Source organism: Alistipes sp. AM16-43 (assembly GCF_003435745.1).
Classification (GTDB): domain Bacteria; phylum Bacteroidota; class Bacteroidia; order Bacteroidales; family Rikenellaceae; genus Alistipes; species Alistipes onderdonkii.
Genome location: NZ_QTUQ01000001.1, coordinates 543,150 through 557,816 on the forward strand (window position 1 = coordinate 543,150; position 14,667 = coordinate 557,816).

The window sequence follows — 14,667 nt, forward strand, 5'->3', positions numbered from 1 at the left end:
CCCGCCCTGCTTTGGTATAACACTTGCTGTGTGGGCGTGTAAATCCACTGGCAATGAAAATCAAGACAGGCAAAGGTACGATTACGCTCGGGGTGCTGCTGGCGATATGGTCGGTGTCGGCAATCGCCTCTCTGCCGGGGCTGGCGATCTCGCCGATCCTCGGCGACCTGAATAAAATCTTCCCGAAGGCCACCGACCTTGAAATACAGATGCTCACGTCGCTGCCCTCGCTGCTGATCATCCCCTTCGTCCTGCTTGCCGGCAAGCTCTCCGTCGGCAAGGACAAGCTCAAGATCCTCGCCGTCGGACTGTCGGTCTTCTTCCTGAGCGGCGTGGCATGCCTCTTCGCCCGGAGCATGATGTGGCTCATCGTCATCAGCTGTATCCTCGGTATCGGCGCCGGTATGGTAATCCCCTTCTCCACGGGGCTCGTGGTCGACTACTTTACGGGCGATTACCGTGTCCGGCAGCTGGGGTACAGCTCGTCGATCAACAACCTGACGCTCGTGCTGGCGACCGTCGTGACGGGATACCTGGCCAACGTCGACTGGCACCTGCCCTTCCTGGTCTATACCCTGCCGGGTATTTCGCTTGCGCTGTCGTTCCTGCTCAAGCGGCAGCGCTCCTTTCCCGAGCCGGAACAGAGCATCCAGCTGCGGCACAAGATGATCGACCGCCGTAAGCTCGCCGGGCTGATGGTGTTCTATTTCTTCGTCACCTACGCCGTGCTGGTCGTGACGTTCTATGCCTCGTTCCTGATCGACGACTACAAGATCGACAGCTCGTTTTCCGGGGTGCTGATCTCGCTGTTTTTCCTTGCGATCATGCTGCCGGGGCTGTTCATCGACAAGATTATCCGTTCTTTGAAGCGGAACGTCAACCTCGTGGCGCTCGTGCTGGTCTGTGTGGGGCTGCTGTGTGTCGGGGTTTTCCACGGCAAGGCGATGCTGGCCTTCGGGGCGCTTTGCACCGGGCTTGGGTATGGGATCATGCAGCCTGTCATTTACGACAAGGCGGCGACCATCGCCCCGCCGCGTTCCGCTACGCTGGCCCTTTCGTTCGTCATGTCGGTGAATTACCTGGCCGTGATGGTCTGCCCTTTTATCGTAGACCTCTTCCGTCATGTTTTCGGGACGCACAGCGACCGCTTCCCCTTCTTTTTCAATGCGGCACTGGTGCTGGCCGTGGCTGTTGTCACACTCCTGCGCCGGGGCAGCTTTACGCTCGGACTCGACGAATCCTATTACCGGAATTGATTGTAAAAACTGTTCGAAAGTGTTGTGAATGACGTAAAAAGGTTTAAATTTGTGCTGAAAAGTCACACCTTATTACGATTATCGCGAGATGAAAACAACACTTCTGACGGCTTTGGCCGCCGCTGCCCTTGCGGCAGGCTGCTCAAAGTCCGACACAGGTACGCCTTGTGTGAAAATCGCGCCGACGATCCAGACCCGTGTTACGGGATTGCATTTCGATACCGGCGACCGCATCGGGCTGAGCATTGCCAAAGGTTCGGAAACCTACGTGCAGAATGTCCTGATGACCTACGACGGTACGGCCTTTACGGCCCCGGATTTGCTGTGGTATAACGATTCGAATGAAAAATCGACGCTCACGGCCTACCATCCTTACTCCGAACAGGGAATGCCCGCGGAGTTTTCCGTTGCTACAGACCAGACGTCGGGAGGTGCATCGTCCGACCTGCTGGTCGCGGTGAAAAAAGAGGTTACCCCATCTTCGGCACCTGTCGGGATGCTCTTTTACCATGTGATGTCGCAGCTGACGATCGTCCTTACCAACAATTCCGACGCCCCGGTTACGGGGGTTACGGTCGGCGGACTCGTCCCGACGGCCGTGGTCGATTTCACGGTGCCCTCCGCCGCGGCCAAGAGCGGGGCTGCTGCTGCCGACGTCGAGGCGTTCGAAGTGACGGCCGATGCCGCCTACCGTGCCATCCTTGTGCCGCAGCAGGCCACCCTGACGGTTACGGTAGCGACCGGTGACGGAAAGAGCCGCAGCAAAACCCTCTCTTCGGCACAGCTCGAAAGCGGGAAACGCTACGACATGTCGGTCGTTGTGACCAATATCGACATCGACGTGGAACTGAGCGGCGAAGTCGTCGACTGGGGCGACGGCGGTTCGCTCGATGGTAGCGGCGAAGGGGGCGGCGGTGATGGCGGCGGTGGTGAGGGCGGCGGCGAGGGTGGTGACCCCGGGACGCTTTCCTACGGGGGTGTGGACTACCCCACCGCGACGATCGGCGGACGGGTTTGGATGACCCGGAACCTGCGTTACCTGCCTGACGGTGCCCAGATCGGAACCGGTATCTGGTACCCTTGCCGCGGTACGGCGGGATCGAACGACGCCGAATATGTCGCGGAACGGGGGTTGCTTTACAGCTTCACAACGGCCCTGGGCGGTGCGACGGCTGCATCCGGCACCCCGGTGCAGGGGATTTGTCCGCCGGGCTGGCATGTCCCCACGGGCGCCGAGATCGAGCAGATGATCGCCAGCCCCGAATACGATGCGTCCCTGCTCCGTAGCGCCGGGATGTGGAATTCGGATGCAGGTCTGTATGTTGCGGAAAAGAAGGGGTACCTGATGAGCTGTACCTCGGAAGATAACGGCGCAATGTATAAGGCCTTGCTTTATTCGTCTGACGGTATCGTAGCCGGGCTTGCTCCGTTTCCGGCCGGAAACGGTGTCTCGCTGCGCTGCGTGAAGGATATATAGCCGTAGCCGAGGATGCGGCAACGGAACGATCCCCGGTCTCGGATGAGCCGGGGATCGTCTTTTTACGGTGGGTTTGCCCGCTGCGGCAGGCCGCCGTGCGGTTTTCCTCGGGGCTGCGGTGAGCACAGGCCATTGCGTGATGACCTTTTGGTGGCGCAGCGAATGCGTGTCCCACCCCGCAGGAGCCCAGTGCCCGCGTCGTGTCAGTTGTCGCGGTTCAGGAAGAAAATCGGGATGTTGGCCAGGAACACGTCCTTTCCCCGGAGCCGGTCGCGTTTGGCGAGCAGTTCGCTCAGCTGGATGTCGCCGATGACGTAGTTGCTGTCTTCGCTGGTGTACTGTTCGTGCACCTTCGTAAAATTCAGGATGCCGTGCACGTCGGTCTCCTTGTACCGCACGTAGACCTTCAGCGTGATGTCCGTCGTGTAGTCGGGCTTCTGCATGTAGTTCTGCTTCTTGTACTCGTAGCGGTAGTTGTTCAGGCGGGCCATGATGTCGCTCAGGATCGACGATGCCGTGGGCAGGCTCCCGGCGCCCTTGCCGAACATGAACTGCCGGTCGTAGCACTCGCCGCGGATCACTACGCCGTTGTACTCGTCGTCCACGCTGTAAATATATTTCGAGGGCGTCACGAACTCCGGCATGACGAACATCGTGAAGTGTTCGTCGCTCACCTTGACGACCTGCGCCACGAGTTTGATTTTGACGTTCTTCTCGCGGGCATACCGGATGTCCGAATCGTGGATGGTCGAGATACCGTAGGTGAAAATCTTTTCCGGGGCGACGTAGGTGCCCAGCGCATGTACGGTGATGATCACCAGCTTGAAGAGCGAATCGTAGCCTTCGATGTCGAACGACGGGTCGCTTTCGGCGAAGCCGAGCGCCTGCGCCTGCGCCAGGGCGCTGTCGTAACTCTCGGCGTGGTCGAAGACGCGCGAGAGGATGTAGTTCGACGAGCCGTTCAGGATGCCCTTCACCTCTAACAGCAGGTCGTTGTCGTAATACTCCTCGAGGTTGCGGATGACGGGGATCGAACCGCACGACGAGGCATCGTACAGCAGCGCCACGTTGTGCGTCTTCTGGATCTCGATCAGTTCCGGAAGGTGGTGCGCCAGCATGGTCTTGTTGCCCGAGACGACCGGGATGCCGCGCAGCAGGGCCCGCTTGACGATGCTGTATGCAGCATCGGCCTGGTCGATCACCTCCACGATCAGGTTGATGTCCCTGTTGTCGAGTATCTCGTCGGCCGACGTCGTGAAGAGGGATTTGTCGACTTCGACCTTACGCGGCTTTTCCGGGTCGCGGACGCAGATCTTCACGATCTCCGCGTGGGCGTTCTTCGATTTCTGCACTACCTGGTAGATTCCCTGTCCGACGACGCCGAACCCGAACAGGCCGATTTTGATTTTGCTCATATGCTGCTTGTTTATTGATTGTTCATGAACGGATAGAGGATGTCGTTCAACTGCCCGTGCTCGACGAGGAACCCGTCGTGCCCGAACGGCGAATCTATTTCGTGGTACGTGCTTCCGGCGATCATGCCGTGCAGTTCGCGCATCTCTGCCGGGGTGAAAATGATGTCGGTCGTGATGCCGACCACTGCCGTGCGGGCTTCGATGCGTGCGAGGGCGGCTGCTACCCCGCCGCGCCCGCGCCCCGTGTCGTGGGTGTCGAAGGCGTTGAGTATGGCATAGTACGAGTAGGCGTTGTAGCGCCGGCAGAGTTTCTCGCCCTGATATTGCTGGTAGGTCGATGCGCGGTGTACTGCGGGGAGTTCCTCCCTGTCCTGCTGCGTGAGGTTGTATCCCAGCGAACCCCGGTACGTGAGCAGCCCCAGGGCGCGTGCGGCAGCCAGTCCGGCCATCCCGGCGTCGTCTCGCGGCTCGCCGAACGTCGTGTCGGCCTCGATGGCCATGCGCTGGGTCTGGTCGATGGCAATCGTCCAGGGCGAGGCCTTGGCCGCCGTGGCGATCAGGATCAGTTTGCCGATGCGCTCCGGCTCCAAGACCGCCCATTCGATGGCCTGGAATCCCCCGACCGAACTTCCTACGAGCGTGTCGATGCGGCCGATGCCGAGCGCGCCGGCCAACAGGCGGTGTGCTCGGACGATGTCGCGGATCGTGAACGGCGGGAAATCCTTGTAATAGGGGCTTCCCGTTTCCGGGTTCACGTGCAGCGGCCCCGTGGTGCCGTAGTGCGACCCGAGGATGTTGGCGCAGACCACGAAGTGGCGTGCCGGGTCCAGGAAACACCCCGCCTCGACCGTGTGCGGCCACCAGTCCGCCACGTCCGAGTTTGCCGTCAGGGCATGGCATACCCACACGACGTTGTCATGCGCCGCATTGGGCTTGCCGTAGGTGTGGTAAGCGATCCTCAGCTCGGGCAGCGTATGCCCCGTTTCGAGCACGAACGGCCCGGGTGCTTTGTAAATGCTGGGTTCCATTATCCGATGTGTGCGAAAGCCTGTTCGAAGTCGTCGATAAGGTCGTCGGTATTCTCCAGCCCGACGGAGATGCGCAGCATGGTCGGCGTGACGCCTGCTGCGGCGAGGTCTGCGTCGCTGAGCTGTTTGTGCGTGGTCGATGCCGGGTGCGTAACGACCGTGACCGAGTCGCCGATCATGACCATGTGTGCCGCCAGGTTGAGCGATTCGACGAAACGCACGGTGCTGTCGAGCGTGCCTTTGAGTTCGATGGTGAAGACGGCCGACGAACCGAACCGGAAATACTTCTTCGCGTTCGCGTAGCTCGGGTGCGACTCGAAGCCTACGAAGCTCACGCGCTCCACTTTGGGATGGTTGCGGCAGTATTCGGCCAGCCTGCGTGCCGACTCGACTTCGTGCCGCACGCGCAGCGAAAGCGTTTCCAGCCCGAGCGTCATCAGGTAGGAGTCGAACGGCGAGGGGCAGCAGCCCAGGTCGCGGACACCGTCCACGCGGCACTTCACGATGAAGGCCGCCGCGCCGAATGCCTCGTGGAAATTCAGTCCGTGATACCCTTCCGACGGGCCGTCGATCTGCGGGAACTTGCCGTTGGCCCAGTTGTAATTGCCTCCGTCGACGATCACCCCGCCCATGGCCGTGCCGTGGCCGTTGATCCATTTGGTCGCCGAGTCGACGACGATGTTCGCACCCCATTCGAAGGGGTTGCACAGGTAGCCCGCGGCACCGAACGTATTGTCCGCGACGAAAGGCACGTCGTAGCGTTTGGCCAGTTGTCCCAGTGCTTCGAGATCGGGCACCGTACAAGTGGGATTGCCCATGCTCTCGGCGTAGATCGCTTTCGTGCGCCCGTCGATCAGCGCCTCGAAGTCCTCGGGGCGTTCGCTTCGGGCGATGCGGCAGTCGATGCCGAGCCTGCGCAGCGAAATGCGGAACTGGGTGAAGGTGCCGCCGTAGAGGAACGGCGAGGCGACGATGTTGTCGCCCTCGGCCGCCAGCGAGAGCACGGCGATGAGTATGGCCGACATGCCCGACGAGACAGCCAGCGCCCCCACGGCACCGTACAGGGCGGCGATGCGTTGCTCGTATACGGTCGTGGTCGGGTTCTGCAGCCGGGTGTAGATGTTGCCCCCTTCGCTCAGGTCGAAGAGGTTGGCCGCGTGTTCGCAGCTCTTGAAACGGTATGCTGCCGTGGGATATATCGCCACACCGCGGGCACCCGTGGGATCGTCGGGTTGCAGCCCTCCGTGGATCTGCAATGTCTCGAAACGTAATTTTTTCTCAGCCATGCTATCTGTTTTTTAGTCGTTACAAAAAAAATCCGACCTCTCTGAAGCCGGATTGTGTCGTTCGTATACACGGAAAATCTACACCCGGCGGAATCGGTTGCGCATGTACATCATATCCATGGTCATACTGCGGAGCGAGCCGCCGTATGTGTCGTGGTATGTCGTCGTGGCAATCATTTTCTGCTTTCGGATGTTTTCCTGTGTGCAAATATAGGAATTTTTCGGCTCATGCTTGCGGTCGGCCCGATTTTTTTGCAAAAAACTGTTTAGCGGCCGGGGTTTTGCATGCCATAGTTGCTACCTCGACCTTTTTTGTTGAACAAAAGGGCGGAAAAGTTTTGGTTTGAAAAATTAATGTTTATATTTGTGTCGAAGAATGTGCACTATGCACAAGGGATAGATTAAAAATATCAATTTATGAAACGACTTTACGCTGTTGCAGCTATTGCAACGACGTTTTTGGCCTTTTCGTGCCAGAAAAACATGGGCCCCGGCAGCGGCGAACCGCAGGAGCCCTCGTCTGCAGTTCCCGCCGACTTCAAATGGGAAACGACCCGCGACCTGGATATTTCGGTCGGTATGCCGAGTGTTACGGGCAATACGCCCCAATATGCCGTTATCCGCGTGTATTGCTCCCCGATCCTCTCGGACGGCAATATCGTGGCGATGGGTGTGGTGACGCCATCCCGCCCCGTGTTCGGAACCGCGGTGACGATCCCGGCCGGGATCGGGAACATTTATGTCCAGACTACCCTGCCCGACGGTACGGTGGCCGTCTCCATGGAACCGGTCGCAGCGTCGGTGAACGTCGCCGGTGCGCGGATGAAGGCCGCAGCCGGGACGCCCTTACTCCGGATGGCCGGGATGGCGCGCGCCGCGGCCGACAGTTCGATGCCCGACTACCCGCGGCTCGCGGCGAAGGCCGAGGGTGATTTCGCCGAGGGGGCCATCATCCGGAGTACGCCTGCCGGCAAGATCGACCTGGGTGCGAGCTGGGCTCCTTTTGCCGCTGCGGAGTATTATATCCCGGCAGGAGCCGAGGTTACGGGCAATATCGGCCTGAACGGAACCTTTAGCCCCAACCCCTCGCCGATCCTCTACGTGGCGGGCAAACTGACGCTCGATGCCTCCGTTACGATCGGCCAGGCGACGCTCGCAGTGCTTCCGGGCGGCGAGGTGTACATCCGTGAAGCAAGTGCGAACATGCAGCAGAACGCACCCAACCCCGCGATTTTCGTTTTCGAAGGCGGTAAGTTCACGGCAGGGAAAACGAACTTTTCCTGCAAGGCCGTGGTCAACGAAGGGAAATTCATCGTCGACGGGACGTTCGACATCAATAATTCCTGTGCGTTCTACAACGGTGCCGCCGCAGAATTGGAGGCCGATGACATGGAAATCACCAACCGGGCGAAACTTTATAACGACGGCAAGATAGAGAGCGATGATTTGGAGCTCAACTCCTACGCCGAACTGTCTAACTGCGAGAATGGTGTCGTTGATGTTGACGGGACTTTCTATTTGACCAACAACTCGGTCGTTTACCAGAAAGGTTTGGCCTCGATGGAGAAACTCGAAGCCCGCGGCGGGGGGACACTCTATGTGAATTGCCATACCGTAGCCGAGGAAATTGCCGCCGAAGGTGCCCGATTCTATATTGCATCCGGCGCGGGGCTCGATGCCGAGGAGGTCTATTTCAACAGCAATACGGAGTTGTACGCCGCTGCCGGCTCGATCTTCGCCATGGACGAGTATAATGCCGGTAAGTCGGGCGGCAATGTCCGTATCGTGAGCCAGGCTGCCGCCGACCAGCTCATGGCCGTGGTCGTGATCCGCGAAAAGGGCGTAAGTTCGCGCTATTACGGGACAAAGTTCGACGGGCTGATGGAGGTCGTATACGACAATGCGGCCGATTCGAAATACGTCATCGACGAGCGTAGCCTCACCGGCGGCGCCGTGATGCGTGCCAGGCAGACGGTCGTGCTCCCCGAAGCCATCTGCAACGGCGGCCGGCAGCCCATAACGCCCGATCCGGAACCGGAACCCGAGTTTGTCGAGGTCAACGGTTTACCCTATACCTACTGCTTTGAGGACGGCTGGCCGTGGATCGGCGACTACGACATGAACGATGTCGTGGTGGTCGTAAGCGTCGACCGCCGCAGCGACAAGGAGACCGGGAAGGTCGGCCTGATCCGCATCAACTGGGAACTGAAGGCCGCAGGTGCCGCGCACCTGAATGCCTTTGCCATCCAGTTGGACAAGGTTCGTACCTCGGAGGTCGCCGGCGTGGAGACCACCAATACGACCTTCGGCCGCGGTGCGTTTGCGGGCTCCGGCCCGGAATCGGGCAGCGAACTGGCCGTGATCCCGCTTTTCAACACCTCGCAGGAGATCTTGGGCGAAGGGACTTACATCAATACGACCAAGGGCGTGGCCATACCGACCGTGAAACACACGACGACGGTGACCTTTGCGCAGCCGGTCGACCCCGCAGCCGTCCGCGAGTCGGCGCTCAATGCGTTCATCGTCGTGAACCAGAAGAGTTCGGGCACGTTCACCCGCGAGACGGAGATCCACATGCCGGGGCGCAAGCCGACGCAATTCGCGGTCGTATCGGGCAATACCTTCCTGGAGTCGGATCCCTACCGCTATTTCGTCACCAAGGGCGACGGTGTGAAGAACAACTACATGATGTGGGCGCTGTGTATCCCGGGTGAGTTCCGCTATCCGCTCGAACGCAGCGATATCCGGGACGTCTATACCTATTTCAACGCATGGGCGGCATCGGGCGGCCGGGAACATGTGGAATGGTATCGGGACGAAGCCGACGAAACCCTGCTCTATTAGTCAGAGGTTAAATATGATGGTTGAAAAGGGCCGTACTTCGCAAGTGCGGCCCTTTTTGTGCGGATGCCCGACGGCGGGATTTGCGTCCCTCCCCTCTTGCCTTTCCCGTATTCCAACCGTATTCTCGTTCTGGGTTTTGCCTGCCGCCCGCCATTATGACAGAAAAAATCCCCGCAGGGCTCTCTCCTGCGGGGATTTTCATTGTATTACAGAATAATTATCGGTGGCTGTCGATTCGCTCGACCCCTTCGCGGGTTGCCGCACCGCGCAGGATCGTCCTGCAAAAGAGGTAGGACTCCTCGCGCGTCGCATTGTTTATCCGCATTTCGAAGATCGTTTCCAGAATCCGGTCGGCAAAGCTCGACGCATCGATTTCGGGCAACAGGAGCTTTTCTTCGCGGCTTCCGCGCAGGTGGGCGGTCAGTTCGCTGCGCCAGAATTCCCGGTGTTCGTCGAAATGTTCCGCGTAGGCCACCTTGTGGCGCAGGTCGGACAGAAAACTGCTTTCGACCGTGTACAGGTGTTCGATGTATTCATATACCAGCTTGAAAGCCCGTTGCAGCGAACTCCTGCTGCGGCGTTTCCTGTAAGCCGTGATGCGCTCCTGCTGTTGGTGGCACATGAAATCGAGGCAGGCACTCACCAGGTCTTCCTTGTCAGCGAACATTTCATAGAGGGTGCGCTTCGAGATTCCCAGCGTCTGCGCGATCTCATCCACCCGGACGGCACGGATGCCGTTCCGGGTGATGAGCTCCTGCGTGATGCGGATGATCTCCTCTTTGGTCGCTCCCCTTTTCATTATTTCGCCTCCGCTGCGATGTCGCGTCCGCCACCCAGAGCCTGGTAGAGGTTCACGATACCCTGGATTTCGTCAAAACGATCCGCAATCTGGTTCAGCTGAGCAGAAAGCAGCGACTGCTGGGCGGTCAGTACTTCGAGGTAGGTCGTGCTGCCGTGTTGCATGAGCAGTTCCGTGCTCTCCACGGCGCGTTCCAACGCCTCGATCTGCTGTGTCCGCAGGCCGGTTTTCGCGCGGGCCGACTGGCACTGCGTGAGGGCGTTGTTGACCTCGGCGCCCGCGTTGAGCAGGGCCTGCTGGAATGCCAGCTTGGTTTCTTCCTGCTGTGCCTTGGCGATTTTCACGCGGGCGCGGTTGGCGTTGGCATTGAAGATGGGTTGCAGCAGCGAAGCGGCGGCCGACCAGAGGAATTTCCCGGGATCGACGATCCGGGCCCCGCTGTTGTTCGTCCATCCCAACGTCCCGCTCAGCGTGATCGAAGGATAGAGGGCCGAGCGTGCTTCGCTGGTGGCATAATAGGATTGCATCAGCGAGTATTCGGCGCTGCGGATGTCGGGGCGGTTCGAAAGCATCTGCACCGGTATGCCGACAGTCAGGTCGTCGGGCAATTGCTGGCTTTCGAGGCGGCCGCGCTCGATGGGGTGCGGGCCTTCGGCCAGCATCGAACAAAGGCTGTTCTCGGCCTGGCGGATCTGGTATTCCAAGTCGTGCAGCGAAGCCTCGATGGCGAGGCAGTTGCCTTCGTACTGCGCTACGGCAGCCTCGTTGGCCATGCCGGCCTCTTTCAGCGCGCGCATCGTGCGGACGCTCTCGCGCCATTTCCCGGCAGTTTGCTCGGTAACCTCGTATTGCCCGTCGAGCATCAGCAACGTGTAATAGAGATTTGCGATGCCCGAGATCAACTGCGTTTTCACTGCCTGTTCGTACTCCTTGCTCTGGAGGTAGAGCGCCTTGGACTTGCGTTTGGCGTTGGTCAGGCCGTTGAAGATGTCGATCTGCCAGCTTGCCGTGACCGGGATACTGTACGTTTTGCCCGGCGTGGCCCAGTCGAAACTGCTCATGCTGCCCTGAGGTGCGAAGTTGAACGACGGCAGGTAAGCCAGGCGCGCCGACTTAAGCGTCGCCTCGGCTTCCTTGATCCTCCATTGCGCCGATTGCAGGTCGGTATTGTTCTCCAGCCCCTGGCGGATGAGCGTCCGCAGGTAGGGGTCGGTGAACATCTCTTCCCAGCCCATGTTGCCGATCGTCGTCGTGTCGGCGGTCTCGGCCGTGCCGTACAACCCGTCGGTTTTCACCTCGGGACGGGTGTAGGGCTTGTAGATGCCGCAGCCGGTCATGGCCGCTGCGGCCAGTATGATAATAAGCTTTTTCATCTTGTTACTCCTCTTTCTCGTTTTTACACTCCTCCAGTTCCGCCTGTACGGCCCACTGCGGATCGGGGTCGAACTCTATGGGCTTGACTTTCTCCTGCAGGGTCTGGAAGGCGATGAACAGCGTCGGTACGAGGAACAGCAGGGCCAGTGTCCCGACGATCATACCGCCCACGACGCCCGAGCCGAGGGTCATGTTACCGTTGGCGCCCACACCGTGCGAGAGCACCAGCGGGATCATACCGAATACGCAGGTGAGGACGGTCATCAGGATCGGGCGCAGACGGACTTTGGCAGCCGATACGGCGGCCTGTGTCAGGGACATTCCCGCACGGCGCCGGTCGGAGGCGTACTCCGTGATCAGAATGGCGGTCTTCGAGAGCAGGCCGATCAGCATGATGATACCCGTTTGCAGGTAGATGTTGTTCTCCAGCCCCAACATCTTGGCGAAGAGGAACGAACCCAGCAGGCCGCACGGTACGGAGAGGATGACAGCGAACGGAAGCAGGAAGCTTTCGTACAGGGCACTCAGGATGAGGTAAATCAGCAGGATACAGATCCCGAAGATGATCGTCGTGTTGCTGCCCGTCTGCGCTTCCTCGCGGGTGATACCGTCGAAATCGTAGCCGTAGCCCTTCGGCAGTACCTGGGCGGCCGTTTCCTGGATGGCCTTGATGGCGTCACCCGACGAATACCCGGCGGCCGCCGTGCCGTTCACGGCGATCGAACTGTACATGTTGAAGCGGTTCAGCACCTCGGAGCTGTAAACCCTTTCCAGATTCACAAACTGTCCCAGGGGAGCCATCTCGCCGTTGTTGGAGCGTACGAAGACGTTGTTGAGCGATTCGGTGTCGAGACGGTATTTCGGGTCGGACTGGATCGTCACGTAGTACATCTTCGAGAACCGGTTGACGTTCGAGACGTACTGCCCGCCGTAGTAACCCGAAAGCGTCGAAAGGATCGCGTTGGGCGAGATGCCGGCCCGTTTGGCCTTTGCCGCGTCGATGCTCACGATGTACTGCGGGAAGTTGATGTTGAAGGTCGAGTAGGCGCGTTCGATCTCCGGGCGCTGGTTCAGCGCCCCGATGAACTGCAGGTAGATGTTGTAGAAGTCCGTCAGGCTGCCGTCCGACTTGTCCTGAAGGTTCATAGTGAAACCGGTCGAGGTACCGTAACCCGAGATCATCGGCGGTGCCACGGCGAAAATCTGTGCATCCTTGATGTCGGCCGTGCGTCTGTATATCTGGCCGATTACGGCGTTCACCGCATCCGCCTTGTCCGGTCGCTCTTCCCAGTCCTTGAGCTTGATGATACACATACCGTAGGAGGAACCCTGGCCGGCGATCATACCGAAACCTGCCACCTGCATGAAGTCCCTGATTTGGGGGATCGTCTGGATGCGGTCGGCAACCTGCTCCATGACCATGTGCGTTTCGGCGAGCGAAGTACCCGGTGCCGTGGTGACGTTAACCATGATCGTACCCTGGTCTTCGTCGGGCACCAGACCCGTCTTGGTGCTGTTCATCAGCAGGACGAGTGCGGCGAATGCCAGGCCGAGCGTCGACCACATCAGCCATTTGTGCTTGATGAAGAGCAGCACGCCGTGCTTGTATTTGTTGATCAGGGTGCTGAATCCCGAGTTGAATGCCTTGCGGAAGCGGGCCGCGAAGTTGTCGCGCATCTCGCCGTTTTCGTCGAGGTAGGGTTTCAGGATGAGGGCGCACAGTGCGGGCGAGAGCGTCAGGGCGTTCAGCGCCGAGATGCCCACGGCCACGGCCATCGTGATACCGAACTGCGTGTAGAAGATACCCGACGTACCGCCCATCATCGACACGGGGATGAACACGGCCATGAAGACCAGCGTCGAAGTGATGATGGCCGAGGTGATACCCGACATGGCGTCGATGGTCGCCATATAGGAGGACTTATATCCCACGTCGAAACGCGCCTGGACAGCCTCCACTACGATGATGGCGTCGTCGACGACCGTGCCGATCGCAAGGACGAGCGCGAAGAGCGTCAGCAGGTTGATCGAGAAGCCCGCTACCGAGAGGAAGGCGAACGTACCGACCAGCGATACGATGATCGAAACGGTGGGAATGAGCGTCGAGCGGATATCCTGCAGGAAGACGTACACCACGAGGATCACAAGCAGGATGGCCTCGATCAGCGTCTTGATCACCTCGTTGATCGAGGCGTAGAGAAAGTCGTTCACACTGTGCAGGTGGGCGATGGCGACGCCTTTCGGCAGTTCCGCCTCCACCTCGTCGAGCAGTGCGTTGATGTTGTTCACTACCTGGGTTGCGTTCGATCCGGCGGTCTGGTAGACCATAGCGCTGACGCCCGGGTGGCCGTTGGTGTAGCCTTTGTAGGCATAGGACTCGCTGCCCAGCTCGATGTCCGCGACATCCTTCAGGCGCAGGAGCGTGCCGTCGGGCTTGGCCAGGAGCACGATCTCCCCGAACTCTTCGGGAGTTTGATAACGTCCGCGGTATTTCATCGTATACTGGAACGCATTGTCCGAGTTCTCACCCAGCGTACCGGTTGCCGATTCGATGTTCTGTTCGGCGAGCGCCGCCGTCACGTCCGACGGGACGAGTTTGTACTGGGCCATCACGTCGGGCTTGAGCCAGATACGCATCGAATAGTCGGCACCGAGCGTGAAGGCCTCGCCGACGCCTGCGATACGGAGGATGCGGGGCTCGATGTTGATCTTCAGGTAGTTCGACAGGAACGTTTCATCGTAGGTGTCGTCGGGACTGTACAGCGAAAAGATCTTGATCATCGAGGTTTGCCGCTTCATGGTCGTCACGCCGATCTGCGTGACTTCGGAAGGCAACTGGCCGGTGGCCCGCGAAACGCGGTTCTGCACGTTGACGGCAGCCATGTCGGCATTGATTCCCTGGCGGAAGTAAATCGTCACCGAGGCACTTCCGACAGCGGCGCTGGAGGTCATGTAGGTCATGTCTTCCACACCGTTGATAGCCTGTTCGAGCGGTACGATGACCGATTTCTGGATCGTCTCGGCGCTGGCGCCCGGATACGAGGCGCGCACCATCACCGTCGGGGGTGCGATGTCGGGATACTGCTCCACGGGCAGTGTCACCAGACCGATCAGACCGCCGATTACGATTACGATGGATATGACCGACGCCAGTACGGGTCGTTCGATAAAATGTTTCAGTGTCATAG

The 14,667-nt window shown here is 59.6% G+C and carries 9 protein-coding genes; 3 read left to right on the forward strand and 6 right to left on the reverse strand.

Annotated features, from left to right (window positions below; genetic code table 11):
- Nucleotides 1-53 precede the first annotated feature (53 nt).
- Both DW189_RS02260 and DW189_RS02265 read left to right on the forward strand, forming a co-directional pair.
- Nucleotides 54-1,256, forward strand: coding sequence for an MFS transporter (locus DW189_RS02260; RefSeq protein WP_117506726.1), 1,203 nt, complete (start codon nucleotides 54-56; stop codon nucleotides 1,254-1,256).
- An 88-nt stretch (nucleotides 1,257-1,344) separates the two neighbouring features.
- On the forward strand, nucleotides 1,345-2,733 hold the full coding sequence (locus tag DW189_RS02265) for a fimbrillin family protein (protein WP_117506727.1): 1,389 nt from the start codon (nucleotides 1,345-1,347) through the stop codon (nucleotides 2,731-2,733).
- Nucleotides 2,734-2,936: 203 nt separating this feature from the next.
- Here the strand turns inward: DW189_RS02265 and DW189_RS02270 are convergent, their stop codons facing one another.
- The 3 genes from DW189_RS02270 to DW189_RS02280 are packed head-to-tail and all read right to left on the reverse strand — an operon-like array spanning nucleotide 2,937 to nucleotide 6,462.
- A complete protein-coding gene (locus tag DW189_RS02270) occupies nucleotides 2,937-4,148 on the reverse strand; it encodes a homoserine dehydrogenase (RefSeq protein ID WP_117506728.1) in 1,212 nt (403 codons plus the stop codon).
- Between the two features lie 11 nt (nucleotides 4,149-4,159).
- Nucleotides 4,160-5,176, reverse strand: a complete 1,017-nt coding sequence (gene metX, locus DW189_RS02275; RefSeq protein ID WP_022333689.1) for a homoserine O-acetyltransferase family protein — start codon at nucleotides 5,174-5,176, stop codon at nucleotides 4,160-4,162.
- Nucleotides 5,176-6,462 (reverse strand): O-acetylhomoserine aminocarboxypropyltransferase/cysteine synthase family protein, encoded by a 1,287-nt coding sequence (locus tag DW189_RS02280; protein ID WP_022333688.1) that lies wholly within the window; start codon nucleotides 6,460-6,462, stop codon nucleotides 5,176-5,178. The genes metX and DW189_RS02280 overlap by 1 nt, the downstream gene beginning before the upstream one ends.
- Nucleotides 6,463-6,879: 417 nt before the next feature.
- On the opposite strand from DW189_RS02280, the gene DW189_RS02290 reads away from it, so the two are divergent.
- On the forward strand, nucleotides 6,880-9,306 hold the full coding sequence (locus DW189_RS02290; RefSeq protein WP_232045586.1) for an LruC domain-containing protein: 2,427 nt from the start codon (nucleotides 6,880-6,882) through the stop codon (nucleotides 9,304-9,306).
- A 217-nt stretch (nucleotides 9,307-9,523) separates the two neighbouring features.
- Here DW189_RS02290 and DW189_RS02295 read toward each other — a convergent pair whose 3' ends face one another.
- The 3 genes from DW189_RS02295 to DW189_RS02305 are packed head-to-tail and all read right to left on the reverse strand — an operon-like array spanning nucleotide 9,524 to nucleotide 14,665.
- Entirely contained in the window at nucleotides 9,524-10,105 is a 582-nt protein-coding gene (locus tag DW189_RS02295) for a TetR/AcrR family transcriptional regulator (RefSeq protein ID WP_117506730.1), read from the reverse strand.
- The gene (locus DW189_RS02300) at nucleotides 10,105-11,478 is read right to left on the reverse strand and encodes an efflux transporter outer membrane subunit (protein ID WP_055201999.1); all 1,374 of its coding nucleotides are present in this window, start codon (nucleotides 11,476-11,478) and stop codon (nucleotides 10,105-10,107) included. The genes DW189_RS02295 and DW189_RS02300 overlap by 1 nt, the downstream gene beginning before the upstream one ends.
- 4 nt (nucleotides 11,479-11,482) lie before the next feature.
- Nucleotides 11,483-14,665: an efflux RND transporter permease subunit gene (locus DW189_RS02305; protein ID WP_117506731.1), complete on the reverse strand. Its 3,183-nt coding sequence runs from the start codon at nucleotides 14,663-14,665 to the stop codon at nucleotides 11,483-11,485.
- Nucleotides 14,666-14,667: the final 2 nt, after the last annotated feature.